This is a genomic window from Acinetobacter sp. ANC 4204 (assembly GCF_002135205.1).
In the GTDB taxonomy this organism is placed as follows: Bacteria; Pseudomonadota; Gammaproteobacteria; order Pseudomonadales; family Moraxellaceae; genus Acinetobacter.
On record NZ_NEFZ01000005.1, the window covers coordinates 116246 to 140068 of the forward strand.

Below are 23823 nucleotides of genomic sequence, written 5' to 3' on the forward strand. Positions count from 1 at the left end.
ATTTAAATTGAATCGGAAATTAAAAAATTTTAGATATTACGTTGACGACATGCTTCATACAAAGCCATACCCGTTGCTACACTGACATTCAGACTTTGCAAGTTGCCTGCCATCGGGATATATACTGTTTGATCACATTGAGACTGGGTAATTGGACGCAGGCCTGTATCTTCAGCACCCATCACCACACATACAGCAGTGCCCGTAAAATCGAACTGTTGTAGCGGCAAGGCTTTTTCATCCAACATGGTACCAACCACACGCACATTAAATTCTTCCTTAATTTGCGCTAACGTCCGAGCCAAATTGGTTACTTGAATAAATTTAACTTTTTCAGCACCACCTGCCGCAACTTTGCGCGCAGTCGGGGTCAAACTTGCAGAACGATCACGAGGCACAATCACAGCTTCAACGCCCATTGCAGCAGCAGTACGGATACATGCGCCGAGGTTATGCGGATCGGTGACTTGGTCTAAACCCAGCAATAAACAATTTGGCGACTGTTTAAGTAAAGCTTCTAGATCTTTTTCATTGAAAACTGGATTAGGACGGACCGCAGCCACAACTCCTTGGTGGAACGGCAAGCCAGCCATTTTTTCCAAGCGATCACGGCCCGTTTGTTGCACACTAATCCCAAAAGGTTCAGCCAGTTCAAGCACACGCTTTAAACGCTGGTCATCACGCCCTTTTAAGGTAAAAAGTGTGAGCACACGTTCAGGCTCAAGCTCCAACAATGACTCCACCGAATGAACGCCATAAAAATATTCAGGTTTAGCCATGTAGGACCTCTAAAAGATAAATCACCATCGACACGATGTGCCAAAATAAAAATCCTGTAAAGCTGACTTTACAGGATTGCTGTGCAATATCTAGTTTAACTGATTTTGCTTAAAATTACTTAGTGAGTATCGTCTGAAAGCTTAGCCTTCTAAATGACACACGTAATCTAAAACTTCATCAGTTTCAATTTTGAAACGGCTATTGCCAGGCACGTAAAAAGACTGTCCCGCACGGAACAATTCGCTCTCTTCACTGTCTGCAATCTGCACACGACATTCGCCTGAAATAATTTCCATACGCTCTGGCACATGTGTTTCGAACGTCAATGCTTGCTCTGTCGGTAGAATGACACCTAACGTTTTTTTGGTACCATCTTCAAACTGTACAGTATGGCTAATGCATAAACCGCCAAAATAAACATTGGATTTTTTAATGACAGAGACATGATCGAACTGAGTTGACATGCATACACTCCAGATAATGCGCATTTATAATCATATTGATGTGCTAGTTTAAAGATGTGCGATTAACTAATCAATCCATGTTTTATTCCATTCAATCAATATTTTGTTAAAGCCCGACCATTGTACAATTGCACCTCTTCTCTCTACACTTTGGCTTAATTTTTGCCTGTCTAAGCCTCCTAAAATAGTCATTTTGAATATATCTAGAAACCAAAGACAACTTTGCTACCAATTTTAGATTCACGACGCGATTTAAAAATCTATTAGGTCGTCTTTAGGATTCAAGCTAAAATAGTCCAGTTTTAACGAAAACCAATAGCACTGCCGTCTTGTCGGCTGAATAAAACTTGACTATCTTAAACTAAAACTTTTCGCAGCTCGGATGCGTTTATGCTGACACATTTAACTTTAATTAACTTTGCTTTAGCTGATCACTTAGCCCTTGATATTGATCAAGGCTTTAATGTCTTAACGGGTGAAACAGGTGCAGGTAAATCTTTATTACTTGATGCACTGTCAGCATGTCTAGGTGAACGCACCGACACTAACTATGTTCGTTTTGGTTCAGACAAAGCCGATGTGACCGCTATTTTTAGTTATCAAGAACATAGCCCTGAAGCAACATGGTTAAAGTCACATGAACTCGATGATGAGTCAGGCGAAATTCATTTAAGACGTGTGATCTTTGCTACAGGACGAAGCAAAGCATGGATTAATGGCCGTCCGAGTAGCTTAGCTGAATTAAAAGAAATTGGCCGTTTGTTGGTACAACTCTACAGTCAACACAGTCAGCAACAGCTGTTAGAGCCACCTTATCCAAAGCGCTGGTTAGACCTGTATCACAACTTCTACCCTGAAGCGCAGGCTGTACGTGAAGCTTATAGTACTTGGCAAAAAGACATCCGTCAGCACCAAGCAGCATTGGATGCCCAAGCCACACGAAAACAGCGTATCGACACGTTAAACCTACAACTTGAAGAACTCGAAGATGTGGTTCAAATCGACTACAAGGAGATTGAACAAGAGTTTGACCGTCTTTCACATCATGAAAACATCATGCAAGACAGCAGTTATGCCTTAAATGCATTAGATGATGCAGAGCAGAACATTAATCAAGAAGTTTCCAGTATTCTTCGTCGTTTAGAGTCGCATGCAGGCCGTAGTGAGCAATTGGCTGAGATTCACACCTCTTTGCTGAATGCGCAAAGTGAACTTGAAGATGCCACAGCCAACCTACGTCAGTTTATTGACCGTCAAAGCTACGACCCTGAACGCATGGAAGAGCTCAATACACAGCTTGAAATGTTCCATCGTTTTGCACGTAAATATCGCACGCAGCCTGAATTGCTCAAGCAAGAATATGAACAATGGCAAGTCGAATTAGAACAACTTCACTTATTAGAAGACCCTGAAACACTGGCAGAACAAGTCGAGCGCTCGCATCAAGACTTTTTAGATAAAGCACACCATCTGGATCAAATTCGCCAAGATGCAGCCGCACCACTGGCCAAACATTTAACCGAACAAGTGAAACAACTGGCCCTACCTGAAGCTCATTTTGAGTTTAAGTTTGAACCTTTGGAACAGGCTTCAAGTGAGGGACTCAGCTTTATCCAACTATTATTTACAGCCAATAAAGGTATCCCACCTCAGCCCTTAGCCAAAGTAGCATCAGGCGGTGAACTCTCACGTATTGCCTTGGTCATGCAAGTGATGAATGCTGAAAAAACTGAAGCAGAAGTTTTGGTGTTTGATGAAATTGATGTCGGGATCAGTGGTGGTACGGCGGAAATTGTGGGACGCCTATTGGCCGACTTAGGCTCACACGTGCAAATTTTATGTATTACCCACCAAGCCCAAGTCGCAGCACAATCCGACCAACATCTATTGGTGAAAAAGCGCCAAACTGATCCTGCCAGCAGTACCATTTTAAGTTTAGAAGAAGATGAGCGAATCAATGAGCTCGCACGCATGACAGGGGGGGTTGAAATCAACGACACCACACTGCAACATGCCAAGCAATTACGCCAGCTAAAGTTCCAGTCTGCTTAGAATATGTAGATTGGATCACAAAAAAAGATTTGGAGAATAGGCATTAGTCTAGTAACGTGGTAATTAGGAACATTTACTAGAAGCATTTCAATTTCAAGGAGAAGCCTTTAGGTGAGCAAACAATATCTGACGCATCGCTGTCTCATTGCCCCGCCCGATATGGCAGATGATTTTTTTGCCAATACGGTGATTTATTTGGCTCGACACGATGAAGAAGGAGCTCAAGGCATCATCATCAACCGACCTTCAGGACTTTCTGTTAAGGAATTGCTCAATGATCTTGAAATTGAAGCAGATCATGTCCGCCCTCATGATGTACTCCAAGGTGGCCCTTTACGTCCTGAAGCAGGCTTTGTCTTACATACTGGCCAACCAACATGGCACTCATCTATTGCGGTGGGAGAAAACATCTGTATCACTACCTCTAAAGATATTCTAGATGCCATTGCCCATAACGAAGGTGTGGGTCGTTATCAAATTGCTTTGGGTTATGCCAGCTGGACCAAAAACCAATTGGAAGATGAACTCGCTCGTGGTGATTGGCTGGTCTGTGATGCTGATATGGATTTGATTTTTAATATTCCTTATAACGACCGTTGGGATGCTGCCTACAAAAAGTTGGGGCTCGACAGAACCTGGTTGTCATCTGAGATTGGACATGCCTGATTTAAACACGCCCCAAATGATTATGGCATTTGACTTTGGTACACAGAAAATGGGCATGGCTGTCGGTCAAGCATTGATTGAAAGTGCCACACCTTTGGCGTTGTTTCCCATGAGAGATGGCATTCCCAATTGGAATGATTTGCATAAAATTGTCAAGCAATATCAACCCAATCTATTTTTAGTCGGTTTACCGCTGAATATGGATGATAGTGAGTCAGAACTCTCGGCCCGCGCGCGTAAATTTGCGCGTCGTTTACGTCATCAGACCAATATTGAAACGTGGATGGTGGATGAACGTTTAAGTACCCGCTCTGCCCGCGATGAGTTAAGTCACTACCAAGCACAAGGCAGAGGGAAAAATCTCTCTGCAGATAGCCTTGCCGCTGCATTATTTATTGAAAGTTGGTATCGTGAACCCAAAGGACTTACTCCTTAGTTCAAAGTCTATCGAAACATAGCGAATCATCTTAAAAAAGCATCCAATAAGGATGCTTTTTTAAGAGATGAAGAAAGACCAATTTAGTGGCTCTTCTCGATAATATGTACTGTCACAGTTCGCCCCGCAACAAATGCCAATTCATTCTTTGGAATTTCATCTAATGCAATTTTTACAGGAACGCGTTGCGCTAAACGCACCCAACTAAAAGTTGGATTTACATTTGCCAGTAGACCTGTACTGGATGTTCGTTCACGATCTTCAATGCCTGAGGCAATGCCCTGCACATGACCTTTTAAACTTCCCGAATCACCCATCAACTGAATGGTTGCGGGAGCACCGAGATAAATTTTATTTAACTTGGTTTCTTCAAAATAGCCCACCACATAAAGTTGTGAACGATCCAACAACGCCGCTACCGCTTGCCCCACTTTGACATAGTTGCCTGCTTTCATCTCAAAGTTAGACAATGTGCCATCGGCAGGTGCTACTACTTCGGAACGGTTCAAGTTTAATTCCGCCAAATGTAAATTACTGGTTGCAACGTCAATGAGTGCCTGCTGCTGGGCAATATTGGCTTTGGCTTGCTGAATTGCGGCTTGCATTTGCTCCTGTTCGGCATGTGATTGATCTCGTACAGCAAACATCTGATCTTGTTCTTGTTTTGAAATCGCACCCTCCATCAAATTAGCATAGCGATCTGCATTTTTATCAGCCAAAAGGCTATTGGCCTGTGACTTGACCCAGTTGGCTTTGCTCTGAAACAATTCTGCTTCAGCAGAAGCCAAACTGGCTTTGGCTTTAGCTAAGTCTGATTTGGCTTGTTCGACATCCAAAGCTTGACGTGCTATGTCAATTTTAAACAGCACTTGCCCTTTTCTTACCGTTTGATTGTCACGCACCAAAACCTCAGTGACTAAGCCTGAAACATCTGAAGAGACTTGAATCACATCACCTCGAATCCGCCCATCACGTGTCCACGGCTCAGCATTGTAGTAGTGCCAAAGATGAGCGATTACCAAAATCGCAACAACCACGATGACAACTAAAGTTAAGGGTCGGCTGACTTTACGCCAATCAAAGGATGCCATGTTCATTTTACCTCATTCATTTCAATCAAATGTGTGCTTAAGAAAAGCGCACGATAAAACCCCAATGGACTATGCCTAGCAGCGTGATATATAGACATAAATAAAAAATACTGGGTAAAAAAATCCAACCTTTATCAACCCAAGGGTCAGTCACCCGCATGAGTAGCCTTAAACCGATGTAGGCCAAAAGTGCCTGAACGACCAAAACAGGGACATATACGCCATAGATATTGAGTTCACCCATCGTTATGCTCCCAACAAACCGACTTGGGGCATTTCATCCCATGTCGCATGACACAAACTACTTTGAATATTATTTAGAGAAACCTGCAAACGACGTGCAATGCTCAAATCATCAATCTGTACCAATTCGACTTGAATATCCTGAATTTTATCTAAAATGTCTTGCCTACACTTTGAGTCAGCCGTATGTCTCTCCTTGGCCTGAAAAAATACATCTATTTGGCTTTGTAATTTTTGTAAATGTCTAGTAAGGGTTGTATAGCCTGATAACTGATCCATTAATTCTTGTACTCGGGTCAAATCAATCACTGCACTGGACTCAATCAATGCCAAATTGATTTTTTGCTTCAGTACATCAGACTGTACCAACTTGGTATTCAACACACCTATCCGATCCAACATACTACGCAAATGCACTCTAAACTCGACCCCATAAGGCAAATATAGCGCTTGTCGTATCGCTTTATAGTGTAAAGACAGGATTCGTTTGGCTGTAATGTCCGGCGACATCGCACGAACCAAATGAATCACATAGACAGAAATGATCGGACCAAGAACTGTACCAATCGAGGCATCAAAGAACGTTACTTGATCTAGGTGATAACGGTTTTGCAGGTTTAAGCCCATGACCACACCCATCAATAAAGGCAACGCCAAGCCTGTAAGTGGCGGATGTAAAAACAGCATCAGGCAATACATACAAAAAGGGGCCAACACTATCGCTAACATCCAAAAAGCGCTGACTTGCGGGAAGATGCCATAAGCATAAATAAAGACAATAATCGCCGCATACAAACTGCCACGGATAAAAATTTTTAAGGCAGGAACGGGATTATCCATACTGGTGAGAATGCAAGCACAAATAGCCGCCATTTCCGCCATCATAAAACCTGCTTTCCAGCCACTGACGATCCAAAAGCCAGTCGCCACAATCACCACGATAAAAGCAGAAACACCACCACGTACTGCGATACCATGATCGCGATGTAAGTTAGGATAAGTCGTACTCATCGGGATCACGGTCGCAGGTAAACTGTCATCGCCTTGTTGAATACGTTGCCAAATCAACTTAATGGCACGTATATTTTGAATAAAATGACGCACATCCATTTTTAAACTGGCCAATATGACATGCTGCTGTGGCAAGGCACTGTCAAACACGTCTTGGAAACTCGACTCAAATTGTTCAGGCAAATGGTTTAGTTCTTGTTCTAAAATGGCTTGATCGCCTTGCAAAAACTCGACGATCTGCACATGCACTTTTTCTAAAGCAGGACGGTACGCAACATCAATGTGGTCTAGCTGCTGAATCCGCTCTGCCATCGCCACCAGATTGGTCACCAACATACTCAGTTGATGCAACATTTCTTGTAAGGGTTTGGTCATGCCTTGTAATGCTGATTTTTCATAGCTCAAGTACACAGCCATCACATGAATATCAGCAATATCACGCGTGATATGACTGAGCGTAGCGCTGTAATTGATGGCTTTTACGTCCGCATTGAGGATTTTATCAAAAACTGCCCGGGTATCTTGAAGAGTCTGTGAAACACGGGTTTTCACCACAGGACCAATATGCATAGGGAACAGTACCGCATTCACCACGGCACTACATAACACTCCAACCGTAATTTCGATAAAGCGCCCAATCGCCATATCAAACATTGACGTAGTTTCAATGTTATAAATAATGTTGTAGCAAATAATGACTGTGGTATAACCAGCCAACATAAAAATATAGCTACGTGGCGTTCGATCCAATAAAGAAAAATATAGGCAAAATCCGACCCACGTCGCCAAAAACAAGGTGAATAGTTCAGGGGTATTAATCAGATTTGGGGTAACCGCAAGTGAAACAATAGCGCCCAACAGCGTTCCCAAAACACGATATACGCTCTTTGAAGCGGCCATTCCAGTATAAGGATTGGCAATCACGAAGACCGTGCCTATAGCCCAAATGGGATAAGCCAGATCTAAGGAAAATGCCACATACAGTGAAAGCATGCCTGCCAAAAAAGTTTTGCTCGCAAAAATCCAATCCAATTTATTTGGACGAAATGCGATTAACTGTTTGGTCAGGAACATAAATCATCTCTAAATGCGCTGAATGACAACATCTACAGGATTCTTCAACGCAGTATTGCTCAAGCAAACAGCAACACTTCATCCTCACCAGAAGCGAAAACGAATCAAAAATAATTCCAATAAATGAAGTCTTTTACAGACATGGGCAAAGACAGCACCATGTGACAGGAAAGAAAACGCTCAAAAAAATAATGAAACATTATTCATTAAAAGACATTTCTATAGACAATTTTTCCAAAATTAATTATTTTTGTCAATCAAAATATCTCTATATGATAATACAATCTTTTTTATCTGTGTTTTATCGCTTGTTTTTCAGATCAATTCTGCATATTAAAAGTTTCTCAAGCCTTCTGCGTAAACAGAAAACCATGTCAAAGTTATGTGTTTTTTGTTATATAGTCACTATTGCTCAGATAGATGATTTTTGACTCAGTAGGTTGTTATGGCACTTTCAAGTTTTGGTAAAATTCTCACTGTCTTAGGCCTCTTTTCTGTGTCACGCCCGATTATCAATGTCGATACTATCAGTGCCGAACTGGGGCTTTCACAACCTACAAGTTATCGCTACTTAAAAGAATTGGTGTCCGCAGGACTTTTACAGCGTTTAAGCGGAACCAGCGGTGACTATACTTTGGGCTCTCAAATTGCTGTGTTGGACTATATCTCTCGAACCACAGATCCGTTATTACAAATCAGCATTCCTTTTATGCAAGACATCGTTGAGCGAACAGAGTTTTGCTGTATCCTCACCCAGCTCAACGCAGAGCACTGTATTGACCTATATGGTGAAGTCTTTAAAGACCTTGAGTTATTTTCCTATGGGCGGGGTTGCCCACGTCCCGTGTATTTGGGTTCATCGCCGAAAGTGGTGATCTCACAGCTTAGCAAAGCCAAAATTATTGAATATTATCAAAAATTTGCTACTCAACTGGCTGAGGTCAATTTTGCCGCGAGCCAAGACGAATTTTTACAGAAAATGAAAGCCATTAAGAAACAGGGCTATTATTTTTCCAATGGCGAGTTTGACCCCAATCTTGCCAGTCTTTCCGTACCTGTCAAATTTTCACCCAAAGATACGCCGTTGGCACTGACCTTATTGGCTTCGAAGAACCGATTTGAATTTGTCGATCTGAAAAAAATGGTCGAAATATTAAGACATAGCGCACTACAAATCGAACAGAAATGCAACCTGCTACATAATATTGAGACCTAAATTTTATTTAGCCTTGCTGTGCGGGATAGAAATAGCGAAAGGTTAAATTCAGTCGTGGCTCAGTGATTTTACTGGATTTCATCAACGCATGTTTCCAGTAGCGCTGAGTCTGTCCACGCATCACGATCAATTGCCCACTGTGTAGCATAAGCTCAACTTTTTCCTGTTTAAACTTGTGCTTAAAGCAAAACTTACGAGTTGCACCAAAACTGAGTGAGGCAATCACCACATTGTCTTGCTGCGGCGAACGTAGTGAAGGTTCATCATCACTATGCCAGCCCACAGCTTGGCTACCATTTTCATATAAATTGGCTAAACATGAATTAAATGGATGCCCCACCAGTTGCTCAATATGCTGTTTTAAACGAAACAAAGCAGGATGCCATAACAGTGCTTGCTTGGCACTCCCCGAATAGCGATATTGATACTCAGTATCGCCATACCACACCACTTTTCGTTCCGTGACATAACGTTTGCCATATAACACGACCTCGTCAGGTTGCCATGCCAAATGCGCTAAAAAATAATCCAAATATTTCGCACTTTGCTCCGCAGTTAAAATCAAGCCCAAATCCTGCACCTGCCCATCACATGGGAGCAAGTTTTCTTGCGGTTCAGGACTAAACAGATCTAAGGTCATGACTTTTCCTCCTCTGCAAACAGTTTAACTGAATTTAGAACGACACAAATCAAAACAAAGTCACAGCTTGTCGCCTAGCCTCCTTATGCATACACTCATGTGAACTTTCACAATAAAAAGAAGCATGTATGAACCTTTGGCAGTTGTTTCAAAAGCTTCGCCCCTTTGTCCACCCCTATCGGATATTGGTGATTGCGACCTTGATCCTGACGCTCATTGGTTCCTTCACCGCGCAGGTCAATGCCCTGACTTTGCAATATGCCGTCGACAGTATCAACCGTCTGGTCGAACAAGGCCAAGGACTGACCGAAGGCCTACACATTTTGATCACTATTTCTGTGATTTTACTCAGCAAAGAAATCATCAGTGCCTTGGTGCAGTTTGGTCAAAAATTTTATGGGGAAAAACTGCGCATTCTGGTATCACAAGACTTGGCGCAAAGTATTATTGAAAAATTCCTGAACTATCGTTTGACCTTTTTTAATGCCGATCAGAACCAAGCAGGTAAGCTACAAACGCGAATTGACCGTGGCATTGGTTCGCTCACCCGTCTCATACAAATCTTTTTTATTGATATTTTACCGCTCTTTAGCAGTGCGATTGTGGCACTGGGACTGATGTACTATGCCAATATTTATGTCGGTTTAGTAGCAACCAGTATTATTCCGATTTACTTTTGGCTGACCTTTCAACAAGCAAAAAAACTAGGAGGATGGCGGCGTAAACTGCGTGATGGTCGTGAAAAAAAGAGCCAAGGCATTCTGAGTATTATCCAGTCGATTAGTGTGATTAAATCCTTTAACCGAGAGTCTATTGAGTCCACCAAACAACTGAAACTGCAAAAAGCACTGACCGAAAACCAAATGCAAACACGGCAGCTCAGTTTTTTATTTGATGGCTTAAAGACCTTTATTGAACAAATCGGGATTGTGCTGATTATCATCCTCACGGCGTACTTTGTACTCGATGGACAGATGAGCATCGGGATGATCATGTTTCATATTTTATTGTTCAATAATGTCTCCGCACCCATTCGTTCATTGCACCGTATTTATGATGAAGTGAATGATGCGATGATTTACGCGGAAAGCTTTTTTAAAATTTTAGAAGCCGATGATGAAATCGAGCAAAGTGGTACGCTCAAACCCACAATTCAAGGTAAGTTCACATTAAAGCATGTCGATTTTTTCTATCCCAATGGTCATCATGCATTAAAGCAAATCGACATGGAAATTCGACCGAATAAAATCACAGCGTTGGTCGGTTTATCGGGCGCAGGCAAGTCCACTTTAATTAGCTTATTGGATAAGTTTTATCAGCCTGATGCAGGAAAAATTGAGCTCGATGGGATTGACCTACAAGACATAGACACCACTTATTTACGTGATCACATTGGTCTCGTTTTACAGAAAAATCACATTTTCCAAGGCAGTATTTTAGACAATATTCGTTATGGAAAAATCAATGCCACAGATGATGAAGTCTACGCTGCCGCAGAAAAAGCGTCCATTCACAAGCAAATTCTTCAATTGCCCGAAGCCTATCAATCCGATGCCCTGATACTCTCTGGTGGGCAACAACAGCGCATTGCGCTGGCACGCATGTTCCTCAAAAACCCACCGATTATTTTTCTTGATGAGCCAACCGCCAGCCTCGATGCGATTGCTAGCGAGCAGATTAAACATAGCCTCGATCAGATCAAACAAGGGCGAACGGTGATTATTATTTCACATAGCTTGTCGCAAATTATTGATGCCGATTATACCTATGTGATGAAAGAAGGCTGTATTGCAGAACATGGGGAACATGAAGCACTGTACCGTCAGGAAGGCGTTTATAAAGAAATTTTTGATGCGATGGCCAAGAGCCTAAATATTGAAAAAATTGCCAAAACTTTTGAAGATGATACTGAGGAAGAAACGCATAGTTGACTTCTCTTCAATATAAAAAAAGCTCCCTCAGGAGCTTTTTGACATCTAAAAATCAAGGCTGTTTTAAATATGGCCAAGCTGCCTTGAGGTAAATAAACATCGACCACAAAGTCAAAATCACTGCGGTATACAACAGTGCATAAGCCAACATTTCAAGCGGTTGCCAATTCAGCAAGAACACCGTAATTGCAATCATTTGAAAAGCGGTTTTATATTTTCCAACCGTAGATACAGCTACATTGGTACGTGCACCCAACTCGGCCATCCACTCGCGTAAGGCAGATACCGTTATTTCGCGAGAAATAATCACAATCGCTGCAAATGCCATCGAAATTTCAGGTTTCCACTGCACCAATACAATCAGTGCAGCTGCCACCATCAGCTTATCCGCCACAGGGTCTAAGAAACGTCCAAATGCAGAAGTCTGATTTAAAGTCCGCGCCAAATAACCATCAAACCAATCTGTCACCGCAGCAACAACAAAAATAGACGTCAATAAAATATGACGAGACATATTGCCTGCGTGTTCAGCAATACCCATTACAGGAGGCCAATAAGCCACCAATAAGAAGACCGGAATTAGGGCAATACGCGCCAAGGTCAAGATGTTTGGAATATTCAGGATTCGACCTGCTGTCATAGACACCGCCAATTTTTCCCCTTCATGCGCGATGAAACCATCGATCTATTTTCGCATGCGACTCATCGTAATTAGGCCTCACTTTATACGAATTGAGGTACAGTGTCACTAGGCAAACACGGTTACTGTTTGCCGTGAGATGGCGATTAAACGGTTTTCTGCATCCCATAAATAAGCAGACTCCGTCGAATAGCCGTCTGCTGCATATTGCGTTTCAACTTGAAATTTCATCCAATCATGTAACTGATTTTTCAGCGGATGCACATAGGTCAAATGCCATGTCAACGAACTTGCAGGTGCCATCGTTTTAAACATGGGCAAGACACCCGGTGGCCAAATATCCATCGACACCACCAGGTCTGCCACAGTCATGTCACGATTTTCATGCAAATTAGGGTTAAAACGATACCAGCCTGAAAAGTCAGGTTCTGGACTGGCTGTACACGGATACTGCCCTGTCACCCACACCATATCCAGTTGCTTAAAGCACTCGGGTGCAAGTGGATGATGCGGTGCGGTTGTCAGACCTTCAACCGATGGAAACGTTGGCGCTACAGGTTCTTGATGCACATGAATACTCGATTCACGCTGTGTTCCGAAACTTGCCACTAAAATACTTTGAACCGCATCATCCTGCCATAAGCGTACCTCCAAAGTGGTCACTGACTTGCCTTGACGTAGAATCTCGCTGGTTAAACGAACTTTGGCCTGCTGTACTGGCCCAACAAAAGTTACGCTACAACTGAGTAAATGTTTCGTATCATCGGCAACAGTCAACAATGCTTTTTGCATCATTAAGCCTGCAACCAATCCCCCATAAATGGTGCGTCCTTGCAACCAACCTGTGGGTATATCTATCCATTCTTGTTCTGCTAAAGCTTGATAACTGTGTTGAAGTGACATAGAGCATCCTTGTTTTAAATTCCCTCCATATCTTTACAACACAATTCAACTGATGTGAATGATCAGTGACCCATGCGTCAATGAGCACTTTTGCCAACTCAGTGACTGCTGTTCTATTCATGTAAAACTTTATAAATAGTGCGGGCCATTACTTCGCCCAAACCAGGCACCAAAGTTAAATCTTTTTCCGAGGCTTTTAACACCCCTTGGATTCCACCAAAGTGAGTCAATAAATCACGGCGCCGTTTCGGCCCCAAACCCGGGATCACTTCCAAAATGGATGAACCACGCTTTTTATCACGTTTAGACCGGTGTTTAGTAATCGCAAAGCGATGTGCCTCATCACGCACCTGTTGTATCAAATGCAATGCTTTATGGTCTTCAGGCAACTGAATTTTTGTTCCATCAGTAAAGTGTAGGGTTTCAAGGCCCGGTTTACGTCCCTCGCCTTTTGACACCCCGACCATAAAGGCCTCTAAACCCAACTCTTGCATGACGTCCATCGCCATATGCAACTGTCCTTTACCACCATCAATCAAGAGTAAATCAGGCAACATGGCTTTTTTATAACGACGAGTCAGCGCTTGACGCATTGCAGCATAGTCATCACCCGCGGTAATGTCTTGAATTGAAAACTGACGATAATCGCGCTTACGAATGCCACCGCTGTCGAACACGACACACGAAGCCACGGTTTCTTCGCCCATGGTATGTGAGATGTCAAAACATTCGATCCGATCAATCGGACGCCCCACCACTTGTTCAAGTTGATGGAAACGCTCATTCAGCTCAAAGTGATTGGCCAATTGTCCTTTGATCGCATGCTGCACATTCATCTGTGCCAATTCTAACCATTCTGCACGTGTCTCACGCACGCTATGCTTAATCTGTACTTTCTTATCAAACTGTTGTTGTAGCGCCTGTTCCAGTTCTTTTCGATCGGGCAGTTCGACATTGACGATCAATTCGTTCGGCACTTCATCTGCCACTTGGAAATAAAAATTCGCCATGAAGTCGGCCAGCATTTGCCCCAAATCATCTCCAAGCATATCTGGAAAATAACTTTTACCTCCCAACATTTTGCCGTTGCGTACATGCATGATCTGCACGCAGGTCACCCCTGCCTGATAAGCAATCGCTAAAATATCGGCTTCACCTTTGAGTTTATAAATGGCTTGTTGTGACTGGACATCCCGCAATAGCGCCATACGGTCACGATAAAACACCGCTTTCTCAAACTCTAAGGCTTCGGCCGCTTGCTCCATTTTCGCAATCAGTTCTTGATTCAGCTCTTTGGTGTCCCCTTGTAAAAAACGAATCGAGTTATCGACATCATTTTTATACTCTTCGGGACTAATGAGTCCCACACACGGCGCTGAACAACGTTTGATTTGATATTGCAAACAAGGACGCTTACGCTGCGAAAAATAACTATTTTCACACTGGCGAACATTAAACAGTTTTTGCAAAACCAACAAAGTATCCCGTGCATTATATGCACTCGGATACGGTCCAAAGAACTTCCCAACTTGGTGTTTGCCTTTGCCCCGACCCGATGCAATCCGTGGATACGGTTTGTCGGCAGAGACAAAGATATAGACATAGGACTTATCGTCCCTAAGCATAATGTTATAGGGTGGACGATGTAGCTTAATCAGGTTTTGTTCAAGCAGTAGTGCTTCAGTTTCAGAACGAACGACTAAGGTTTCGATGTCATAAATCCGCGCCACCAAAGCCTGCGTCTTCGGGTGCTCAATGGTTTTGACAAAATAACTGGAAACACGATTTTTTAAATTTTTCGCTTTGCCCACATACAGCAGTTCACCGTCTTTACCGAGCATGCGGTAAACGCCCGGTAATGTGGTCATATTGGCTAAAATTTTTTCGATATGTTCTCGTGCGTTTTCGTTCACAATACGTTCAAACCTCGGAGCACTGATGGGCTGATATGGATAGATTTCTGGCTTTTTAAGTAGGGAAATTATAGTCAGGACCGTTCACGACTTAATAACATCCACGACTTCTGCTGAAGCGTCTGGGGTTTCAGCTACGTATACTCTTTCTGTACAACTAAAACTTGCCCATATAAATCAAGATGTTCATCTCCCCAGGCTTTAAGTGCCAATAAGATGGGGCGTAAACTACGCCCCAAAGGGGTTAAGCTATATTCTACCTTGGGTGGCACCTGCGGATATACTTCCCGATGAAGCATGCCATCTTCCTCGAGTTCCCGTAGCTGATTGGTCAGCATCCGTTGGGTCACATTCGGTATTCGTTTACGAATCTCACCAAACCGTAAGGTGTCTTCAGTCAACAAATGCCATAAAATAATACTTTTCCATTTCCCATCCAAAATCCCAATTGCTGCCTCGACCGAACATCCTGGACTACAGTTAAAGCGTGAATGCTTTGCTTTACCCATTTCAACAGTATCCTTTTTTACACTATATGCAGAATTTAACCGTATATAGCATTTTTAAAACTACGATAACATTTTCAGCATAAACCCAATTTGAGATGAAAACTATGAAAGCTGTTGGATATTTACATGCTGGTTCTGCCGAACAATTACAAGATATTGAAGTCGATATACCCAGTCCTCAAAATAGAGAAGTCTTAGTGGCAATAAAAGCCATTTCTGTAAACCCCGTCGACTGTAAAATCAGAACCCGAGTCTCACCTGAACATGGACAGTCCAAGATTTTAGGATGGGATGCTGCTGGTGAAGTCGTCGCCGTCGGTCCAGACGTGGAAAACTTTAAAGTAGGCGATCAAGTGTGGTATGCAGGTGATTTGACTAAAGCAGGCAGCAATGCTGAATTTCATGTGGTCGATGAGCGTATTATCAGTCTAAAACCGCATAACTTATCTTTTGCTGAAGCTGCTGCCATTCCGCTGACCGCGATTACTGCATGGGAAATGCTATTTGATCGACTTCAAGTACAACAACATGATGCCTCAAATGAGTCAATTCTAATTATTGGTGCTGCTGGTGGTGTAGGATCTATCGCCATTCAATTACTCAAAGCTAAAACCCAATTACAAGTCATCGCTACAGCCTCCCGTCCCGAGAGTCAAGCATGGGTTAAACAATTGGGGGCAGATATCGTGTTAGATCATCGCCAATCTCTAGTTGAGCAAATCCAAGCTCAGAATTTACCTGCTCCACGTTATGTTTTCTCAACGACACATACTGACCACTACTTAAGCCAAATTGCAGAGTTAATTGCACCGCAAGGTCAGTTGGGGCTCATTGATGACCCTGAGCAGCTCGATATTCGCTTACTGAAACGTAAATCTGTTGCGATACATTGGGAGTTTATGTTCACACGCTCCATGTTCCAAACCTCTGACATACAAGCGCAAGGACACTTATTACAACAAGTTACAACCTTAGTCGAAAGTCAAAAAATCCATAGCACACTCAAGCATATAATGGGGCGTATTAATGCGGAGAATATGCGCCAAGCACATGCTGCCATCGAGTCTGAACACACTCAGGGAAAAATTGTATTGGCTGATTTCTAAGATCAAAAGAGCCCTCGTACATCATCGCATCGAGGGCTCTTAAATTGCGCTTGACCTAGTATCAAGCGCTTTGTTGTAGCGCCTGTATGAATTTCTGCTGATCTTTGGGTGAAACCAAAACAGATTTCACAGTTCCATCTTTTTGATAATCTACTTTGAGGCGATCTAAGGACAGTGCTGGTGAAGAAACCGAGTTATTACTTGGGCTGACTTTTTGAATATCTGCCAAAGGAATAGTCCATTTCAAAAACATACTGGTAATCACCAAACAATTTTGCTCAATTCGATATTGAGTATTTACAACAGGCCACCATAACACGGCAATTGTGAGGACATAGGTCACCGTGTGAATTGGATACTGTGACATTGTACCTTTGGCATACATTGTGAATAACAACTGTAGCAACAGACCTGTCATGGCAATAATAAATCCAATCACCCACCAGTCTTTTTTTGAACGAAATTTTTGCATATTTCCCCCTAATTTATGCTTATCTTACACAAAAATATCTCGCTTGTAAGATCATAAAATCAAAACCTTGGCCCATAAAAAAACGCCTCGAAAGACGTTTTTAAATTCCCCATATATCAAAAAATATAAGGGCAAACAAAAATCAGGAAAAAAATTCCAAGCATCAAGAACCATTTTAAAAAATAATACAGTTGGCGATTGGTTTTTTTTAAAGCTTTGGCTTTGATCCGCACTTGATAGACATAACCAAAAACTTTATTTAACCCACCTGTTTGATCGCCAGCTTCATTTGGAGAGCTGGCTGCGGTCATGACTTTTTTACCAAACCAATGGTTAAACTTTTGCATAAAGCGTGTTTTTAAAGGACGCTCGACATCAGCAAAGAAAATAATGCGATTCTGATCCGTAGTGTTTTCGGCATAGTGAATATAAGTTTCATCAAAGACTACACTTTCACCATCACGCCATGAATAGCGCTGACCATCCACATCAATAAAGCAGCGGTCATCGTTTGGTGTGAGCAAACCCAAGTGATAACGTAATGAACCTGCATAGGGGTCACGGTGACGAACTAAACGGCTGTCGGGAGCCAGTTCGGTAAACATCGCAGCTTTAATGGTCGGCAAGGTTTTCAATAACGCTGTGGTTTTTGGACACAGCTCCATAGCAGATGGGTGTGCCGAGTCATACCATTTTAGATAAAAGCGTTTCCAGCCTGTTTTAAAAAAGGAGTTAAAGCCTAAATCATCATAACTACTTGATGCTTTAATACCGCCTTTTTCATATAAAGCTTTCGCTTCATCTCGAATCATTTTCCAGTTTTCATCCAAAACTTTTAAATCTTGAAAATGCTGAGTCTCGATATACGGCTGATTCGGTACTTTTGAAAACATGTACATGAGGTAATTAATCGGTGCAAGAATCGTTGAGTGATCGAAAAATTGACGATAAAACGAGTGACGAACTTTCCCACGTTGCTGAATATAAAGGGCAGAAAGAATAAAGATCGCCAGAATGATCCACTTAATCATATAAAAACCTGAAAGCGAATAAAAAGACTAGAGTAGGAGAAGACCTAAAAGTGATCTGATATCTATTTTAACATAAGCCACAAAATACAGCCTATTTCATGTTTTTAGGAACAAGTTTTCAAGCTTTTCAATCAAACTAGATTTCTCAAAATTGACTGAATTGCCCAAAATAAGAATAAAACATGAACGAAAATAAGAATAACTTCTGCATCTTATTTTCAAATACTTGTCATTAAAAACATGAAGTGAAACAAAAGCTTCATTATATTGAAGCACAATCAAGCAAAAGCACTGCACATAAACATAGAAAACAATTGAACAAAAATAGATGACCCTTGCGTCACGGCTTGATACAACTTGTTATGTTCTTTTTCGATATAGTTATCGTAAGATTGGCGGAGCATAGATGTACGTAGGAATGACGTACTCGCTTCACAACATCAACTTAGAAGTCCTCCAAAATAAAGGAGATCAGGCATGATCCACGCTGGCAATGCCATTACCGTCCAAATGCTTTCGGACGGAATTGCAGAATTCCGCTTTGACTTACAAGGTGAGTCGGTCAACAAATTTAACCGTGCAACGATTGAAGATTTCAAAGCCGCGATTGACGCTGTTAAAACAAACAGCGACATCAAAGGTTTAATCGTTACTTCGGCTAAATCTACATTTATCGTTGGCGCAGATATTACTGAATTTGGTGCAAACTTCGCTCAAGGCGAACAAGCGATTGTGGATTGGGCATTGCCTGTTCACGACATCTTCAACGCATTTGAAGATTTAGAGATTCCTAAAGTTGCTGCGATCAATGGTATGGCATTGGGCGGTGGCTTTGAAATGTGTCTCGTATGTGACTATCGTGTGATGTCAGAAGCGGCTCAAGTCGGTCTTCCTGAAATCAAACTAGGCATCTTCCCTGGTTTCGGTGGTACGGTTCGTTTAAGCCGTCTCATTGGTATCGACAATGCAGTTGAATGGATGGCCATGGCTAATCCTAAAAAACCAGCTGCTGCACTGAAAGATGGTGCTGTTGATGCAGTGGTTGCTGCGGATAAACTACAAGACGCTGCAATTGACTTGGTTAAACAAGCCCTTGCTGGCCGTGTAGACTGGAAAGCAAAACGCCAAGAAAAACTTGACCCAGTTAAATTGAACCCAATCGAACAAATGATGGCGTTCAACTCGGCGAAAGGTGCAGTACTTGCAAAAGCAAATCCTGCTCAATACCCTGCGCCTAAACTTCTTCTTGACTCATTACAAGCTGGTGCAAGCCTTCCACGTAATGAAGCACTGCAAGCTGAAGCAGCTGGTTTTGCAAAAGCAGCGATTACACCACAAGCAGGTGCATTAATTGGTCTATTCATCAATGACCAAGTGGTGAAGAAAACTTCGAAGAAATATGAAAAAGGTGCGCACCCTGTAAACCAAGCGGCTGTATTAGGCGCGGGTATCATGGGTGGCGGTATTGCTTACCAAGCGGCAAGCAAAGGCACACCAATCATCATGAAAGACATTGGTAATCCACAACTTGCTTTGGGTATGAAAGAAGCAAATGGCTTACTGACCAAACAAGTTGAACGTAAGAAGATGAAACCTGCTCAAATGGGTGAAACTCTTGCGCGCATCCGTCCAACTTTAAGCTATGACGAGTTTAAAGAAGTGGACATCGTGATTGAAGCGGTGACTGAAAATCCAAAAGTAAAAGGCATTGTACTTGCTGAAACTGAGAAGAATGTTCGTGACAACACGATCATTGCTTCAAATACTTCAACAATTTCAATCACACGTTTGGCTGAAAACCTACAACGTCCTGAAAACTTTGTCGGTATGCACTTCTTTAACCCAGTACACATGATGCCATTGGTTGAAGTGATCCGTGGTGAGAAGACTTCGGCTGAAGCGATTGCGACCACTGTAGTTCTTGCTCAGAAAATGGGTAAAACACCAATCGTTGTAAACGACTGCCCTGGTTTCCTTGTAAACCGCGTATTGTTCCCTTACTTCGGTGCATTTGACCTTCTATTGAAAGACGGTGCTGACTTCCAACAAGTCGACAAAGTCATGGAAAAATTCGGCTGGCCTATGGGTCCTGCTTACTTGATCGACGTGGTGGGTATCGACACGGGCGTTCACGGTGCAGAAGTCATGGCTGAAGGTTTCCCTGACCGTATGAAGCCAGACTTCAAAGGTTCAATCGAAATCATGTACGAAAACAAACGTTTGGGTCAAAAGAACGACGTTGGTTTCTACAAATACGAACTTGACCGTAAAGGCAAAAAAGCCAAAGTGGTTGATCCAACTGCGTATGAGCTTGTTGCTACTGTGGCAACTGCGGAAAAACGTGAGTTTGATGCTCAAGAAATCATTGACCGTATGATGCTGGCTTTCTGTAACGAAACTGTTCGTTGCCTAGAAGACAACATCGTAGCGACTGCTTCTGAAGCAGACATGGCGATGATTATGGGTGTAGGTTTCCCTCCATTCCGTGGTGGTCCATGCCGTTACATCGACCAAACAGGTGTTGCTGAATACGTTGCACTTTGCGACAAATACGCACACTTAGGTAAGGCTTATGAAGCGCCACAAATGTTGCGTGAAATGGCTGCTAACAACAAAAAATTCTACGGTTAAGGAGCAACGTGAATGGCTACTTTAAATCCACGTGACGTTGTCATCGTTGATGGCGTACGTTCAGCAATGGGTAAAACCAAAAACGGTATGTTCCGCAATGTACGTGCTGACAGCTTATCGGCTGAATTGGTTCGTGCTTTAGTTGCTCGTAACCAGTTTGACACCAATGAAGTTGAAGACCTGATCTGGGGCTGTGTAAACCAGACTCTAGAGCAAGGTATGAACATTGGCCGTAACATTGGTTTATTGGCTGACCTTCCAAAAACTGTGGCAGGTCAAACGGTTAACCGTCTTTGTGGTTCATCTATGCAAGCGCTTCACACCGCTGCTGCACAAATTGCAACCAACCAAGGTGATATCTTCATCATCGGTGGTGTAGAGCACATGGGTCACGTAGGGATGATGCACGGCATCGACCTGAACCCAGAAGCGTCTAAGCACTATGCAAAAGCGTCTAACATGATGGGCTTAACGGCTGAAATGTTAGGTCGTATGAACGGCATTTCACGTGAAGAACAAGATGCGTTCGGTGTTGAATCTCACCGCCGCGCTTGGGCTGCAACACAAGAAGGTCGTTTCAAAAATGAAATCGTAGGTGTTGAGGGCCATGATGCTAATGGCTTCAAAATCCTGTGCGACATCGACGAAGTGATTCGTCCAGATGCAAACCTTGAAGCATTCAAAGGTTTACGTCCTGTATTTGACCCGAAAGGCGGTACAGTAACAGCAGCAACCTCTTCAGCTTTGTCTGATGGTGCTTCTGCAATGCTACTGATGTCTGCTGAACGTGCTCAAGCTTTAGGTCTTAAGCCACGTGCTGTGATTCGCTCTATGGCTGTTGCAGGCTGTGACGCTGCGATCATGGGTTATGGTCCTGTACCTGCAACTCAAAAAGCGCTTAAACGTGCTGGCTTAACGATGGCAGATATCCAAACCATCGAGTTAAACGAAGCGTTTGCTGCTCAAGGCTTATCAGTCATGAAAGGCTTAGGCGTGTATGAGAAGCAAGACATCATTAACTTAAATGGTGGTGCGATTGCTCTTGGTCACCCATTGGGTTGTTCAGGTGCACGTATCACAACAACATTGTTGAACGTGATGGAACAACAAGATACGCAAATTGGTCTTGCGACGATGTGTATCGGCCTTGGTCAAGGTATCGCAACCATTATCGAACGTGTTTAATGTTTAATTAAATACTGAGATAAAAAGAGCCCCGCTTATTGCGGGGTTTTCTTTTTATTAAACAAATACTTGTGATTTAGATTTGAATTCAGTATATTACTTAAGCCCATGTTGTAGAACATGGGGAAGGTAATCTGTTGTCAAGTATTGCACCACACAATATTAGAATAATTTCTAGTACATCTGGTGAAACACTGCAAACTGCTTGGAACCAAGTACAAACAATGTATATGGAACTCCACAGAATGTAATCAATGCTTCTCATAGTATATTCCTTTCGTGATCTAAGGACGGTTTAGAGGGAACTGATTTTTGGGGTTCTTAAGTATGCTCTTGGGAATTCTACATATGTAGAACGTTTAATACGGGGATTACCGTCACAACCTTTCCCTTGAGTTTTCTAATAATGACTATTGATGCTGATTTCTTTAAAAATAGACAAAAAAACTATCTGCATTTCGATTACCCTATGCAGCCTCAGAAAATTTATAATTACGTGACAAATCCTAAAAATATTGAGAAGCATGCTTTCTATCCATTCATACATTTCGAGCTAAAATCACGAAAAATAAAAAAAGATAGAACCAAAATTATTAGAGTAAGGGGAAAGAAAGATAGATTTGCTATTGTCAAATGCGAGCCAAAGATTAGACCTATCAAATATTCTTCACATATAGATGGTCATATATACGCCTATTACGCTGCATTACTAACTCCTAATTATGAAAAATTACTCGAAGAATCTAATCTGTCAGATAGTGTCTTAGCTTTTAGAAAATTACCTAACTCCCCTAATAATATTCATTTTGCTAAAAAGGTTTTCGAGGAAATAAAAGTAAGACACAACTGCGTTGCTTTATGTTTTGATATTAAAAGTTTCTTCGATGAGCTTGATCATCAAATTTTAAAAAAAGCATGGCTTAAAGTCCTTAATGTAAATTTTTTACCTCGAGACCATTACCAAATTTATAAATCACTTACTAAATTCTCTTATGTAAATAAGAAAGATGTTTATAACGCTTTAGAATTATCTATTAATAAAAATCATAAAGATTTAAAAAGGCTATGCTCCAGCCATGATTTCAGAAATAAAATTAGAAAAAATAATTTAATTATCAAAGAAGATAAAACGAAAGGAATTCCTCAAGGTTCAGCTATAAGTGCATTTTTATCAAATATCTACATGTTGGATTTTGACAAAAATATCAAAAACTATTTATCAAAATTAAATGCTTCATATTACAGATACTGTGATGATATTTTAATCATCTGTGACTCTGACTTAGGAATGAAAATCGCACTGGAATCAGAAAAAAGAATTAAGCAACTGAAAGTTCAAATTCATCCAGACAAAACTAAACGAGTTTATTTTCAAGATGGATTACACATCTATGATAAACCACATATGTGTAGAGAATCTCTTCAATATCTCGGTTTCACCTACGATGGTAAAAAAATCTTATTACGTGATACAGGGTTAGCTCAATATCATTATAAAGCATCAAAAGCTATCAGGATGACTAATAAAAAATTTTTAAAGATTAATGAATCAAGAATTAAAAGAGACGACCTCCCCCTGCAATTAAACAAAAAACACATTTATAGAAGATTTTCATATATTGGTAAGAGGAACTACATAAGCTATGCATTGAAAGCAGCCAAAATTATGAATGAACCTTCTATTAATAAACAGATCAAATCACACTGGAAACGTCTTCAAGCCAAAATTAAATTACATGAAGAGTTTAACAATGAATATTTTATTTATATTCGTGATGAAAAGCAGAGCCTGTAGAAATTAAAAAAGCTACCGCTGAACAAGCTATTGT

Annotated in this window: 21 protein-coding genes; 9 read left to right on the plus strand and 12 right to left on the minus strand. The window is 41.8% G+C overall.

Going from position 1 to position 23823, the window contains the following annotated elements; all coding sequences use genetic code 11:
* Window positions 1-29: 29 nt before the first annotated feature.
* Together rlmB and B9T36_RS11940 are read right to left on the minus strand one after the other, a co-directional pair.
* On the minus strand, window positions 30-779 hold the full coding sequence (rlmB, locus tag B9T36_RS11935) for a 23S rRNA (guanosine(2251)-2'-O)-methyltransferase RlmB (protein ID WP_086209700.1): 750 nt from the start codon (window positions 777-779) through the stop codon (window positions 30-32).
* A 141-nt stretch (window positions 780-920) separates the two neighbouring features.
* Window positions 921-1244 (minus strand): pyrimidine/purine nucleoside phosphorylase, encoded by a 324-nt coding sequence (locus tag B9T36_RS11940; protein WP_086209701.1) that lies wholly within the window; start codon window positions 1242-1244, stop codon window positions 921-923.
* A gap of 390 nt (window positions 1245-1634) precedes the next feature.
* Here B9T36_RS11940 and recN point away from each other — a divergent pair, with 390 nt between their 5' ends.
* The 3 genes from recN (at window position 1635) to ruvX (ending at window position 4398) form a co-directional block, all read left to right on the plus strand.
* Window positions 1635-3296: a DNA repair protein RecN gene (gene recN / locus B9T36_RS11945; protein ID WP_086209702.1), complete on the plus strand. Its 1662-nt coding sequence runs from the start codon at window positions 1635-1637 to the stop codon at window positions 3294-3296.
* A 111-nt stretch (window positions 3297-3407) separates the two neighbouring features.
* A complete protein-coding gene (locus B9T36_RS11950) occupies window positions 3408-3962 on the plus strand; it encodes a YqgE/AlgH family protein (RefSeq protein WP_086209703.1) in 555 nt (184 codons plus the stop codon).
* Window positions 3955-4398 carry a Holliday junction resolvase RuvX gene (gene ruvX, locus B9T36_RS11955; protein WP_086209704.1) on the plus strand — a complete coding sequence of 148 codons (444 nt, stop codon included), beginning with the start codon at window positions 3955-3957 and terminating at the stop codon, window positions 4396-4398. Before B9T36_RS11950 ends, ruvX begins: the two co-directional genes overlap by 8 nt.
* Window positions 4399-4481: 83 nt before the next feature.
* On the opposite strand, the gene B9T36_RS11960 is transcribed toward ruvX, so the two are convergent.
* From B9T36_RS11960 to B9T36_RS11970, 3 genes are read right to left on the minus strand one after another with little or no spacing between them, the layout of a single operon-like run.
* The gene (locus tag B9T36_RS11960) at window positions 4482-5489 is read right to left on the minus strand and encodes an HlyD family secretion protein (protein WP_086209813.1); all 1008 of its coding nucleotides are present in this window, start codon (window positions 5487-5489) and stop codon (window positions 4482-4484) included.
* Window positions 5490-5526: 37 nt separating this feature from the next.
* Complete coding sequence (locus tag B9T36_RS11965; protein WP_086209705.1) at window positions 5527-5733, minus strand: DUF1656 domain-containing protein; 207 nt, start codon at window positions 5731-5733, stop codon at window positions 5527-5529.
* Between the two features lie 2 nt (window positions 5734-5735).
* Window positions 5736-7817: an FUSC family protein gene (locus B9T36_RS11970; RefSeq protein WP_086209706.1), complete on the minus strand. Its 2082-nt coding sequence runs from the start codon at window positions 7815-7817 to the stop codon at window positions 5736-5738.
* 445 nt (window positions 7818-8262) lie between these two features.
* Between B9T36_RS11970 and B9T36_RS11975 the strand changes: the two genes are divergently transcribed.
* Window positions 8263-9033, plus strand: a complete 771-nt coding sequence (locus B9T36_RS11975; RefSeq protein ID WP_086209707.1) for an IclR family transcriptional regulator — start codon at window positions 8263-8265, stop codon at window positions 9031-9033.
* A gap of 7 nt (window positions 9034-9040) precedes the next feature.
* Here B9T36_RS11975 and B9T36_RS11980 read toward each other — a convergent pair whose 3' ends face one another.
* A complete protein-coding gene (locus B9T36_RS11980; protein WP_086209708.1) occupies window positions 9041-9673 on the minus strand; it encodes an alpha-ketoglutarate-dependent dioxygenase AlkB family protein in 633 nt (210 codons plus the stop codon).
* A gap of 128 nt (window positions 9674-9801) precedes the next feature.
* Here B9T36_RS11980 and B9T36_RS11985 point away from each other — a divergent pair, with 128 nt between their 5' ends.
* On the plus strand, window positions 9802-11604 hold the full coding sequence (locus B9T36_RS11985; protein ID WP_086209709.1) for an ABC transporter ATP-binding protein: 1803 nt from the start codon (window positions 9802-9804) through the stop codon (window positions 11602-11604).
* Window positions 11605-11656: 52 nt separating this feature from the next.
* On the opposite strand, the gene pgsA is transcribed toward B9T36_RS11985, so the two are convergent.
* The 4 genes from pgsA to B9T36_RS12005 all read right to left on the minus strand — a co-directional run bounded on the left by pgsA (window position 11657) and on the right by B9T36_RS12005 (window position 15569).
* The gene (gene pgsA / locus B9T36_RS11990) at window positions 11657-12244 is read right to left on the minus strand and encodes a CDP-diacylglycerol--glycerol-3-phosphate 3-phosphatidyltransferase (protein WP_086209710.1); all 588 of its coding nucleotides are present in this window, start codon (window positions 12242-12244) and stop codon (window positions 11657-11659) included.
* A gap of 108 nt (window positions 12245-12352) precedes the next feature.
* Complete coding sequence (locus B9T36_RS11995) at window positions 12353-13147, minus strand: thioesterase family protein (RefSeq protein WP_086209711.1); 795 nt, start codon at window positions 13145-13147, stop codon at window positions 12353-12355.
* A 113-nt stretch (window positions 13148-13260) separates the two neighbouring features.
* A complete protein-coding gene (gene uvrC, locus B9T36_RS12000; protein ID WP_086209712.1) occupies window positions 13261-15060 on the minus strand; it encodes an excinuclease ABC subunit UvrC in 1800 nt (599 codons plus the stop codon).
* A gap of 134 nt (window positions 15061-15194) precedes the next feature.
* The gene (locus B9T36_RS12005; RefSeq protein WP_086209713.1) at window positions 15195-15569 is read right to left on the minus strand and encodes a winged helix-turn-helix transcriptional regulator; all 375 of its coding nucleotides are present in this window, start codon (window positions 15567-15569) and stop codon (window positions 15195-15197) included.
* A 104-nt stretch (window positions 15570-15673) separates the two neighbouring features.
* Between B9T36_RS12005 and B9T36_RS12010 the strand changes: the two genes are divergently transcribed.
* The gene (locus tag B9T36_RS12010) at window positions 15674-16675 is read left to right on the plus strand and encodes a zinc-binding alcohol dehydrogenase family protein (RefSeq protein ID WP_086209714.1); all 1002 of its coding nucleotides are present in this window, start codon (window positions 15674-15676) and stop codon (window positions 16673-16675) included.
* Window positions 16676-16736: 61 nt separating this feature from the next.
* Here B9T36_RS12010 and B9T36_RS12015 read toward each other — a convergent pair whose 3' ends face one another.
* Together B9T36_RS12015 and lpxO are read right to left on the minus strand one after the other, a co-directional pair.
* A complete protein-coding gene (locus B9T36_RS12015; RefSeq protein ID WP_086209715.1) occupies window positions 16737-17147 on the minus strand; it encodes a PH domain-containing protein in 411 nt (136 codons plus the stop codon).
* 116 nt (window positions 17148-17263) lie between these two features.
* Complete coding sequence (lpxO, locus tag B9T36_RS12020) at window positions 17264-18178, minus strand: lipid A hydroxylase LpxO (protein WP_086209716.1); 915 nt, start codon at window positions 18176-18178, stop codon at window positions 17264-17266.
* A 477-nt stretch (window positions 18179-18655) separates the two neighbouring features.
* Here lpxO and fadB point away from each other — a divergent pair, with 477 nt between their 5' ends.
* The 3 genes from fadB to drt2 all read left to right on the plus strand — a co-directional run bounded on the left by fadB (window position 18656) and on the right by drt2 (window position 23789).
* The gene (gene fadB / locus B9T36_RS12025; RefSeq protein ID WP_086209717.1) at window positions 18656-20809 is read left to right on the plus strand and encodes a fatty acid oxidation complex subunit alpha FadB; all 2154 of its coding nucleotides are present in this window, start codon (window positions 18656-18658) and stop codon (window positions 20807-20809) included.
* Between the two features lie 12 nt (window positions 20810-20821).
* Entirely contained in the window at window positions 20822-21994 is a 1173-nt protein-coding gene (gene fadA / locus B9T36_RS12030) for an acetyl-CoA C-acyltransferase FadA (RefSeq protein ID WP_086209718.1), read from the plus strand.
* 406 nt (window positions 21995-22400) lie between these two features.
* Window positions 22401-23789 (plus strand): antiviral reverse transcriptase Drt2, encoded by a 1389-nt coding sequence (drt2, locus tag B9T36_RS12035; RefSeq protein ID WP_086209719.1) that lies wholly within the window; start codon window positions 22401-22403, stop codon window positions 23787-23789.
* Window positions 23790-23823 lie beyond the last annotated feature (34 nt).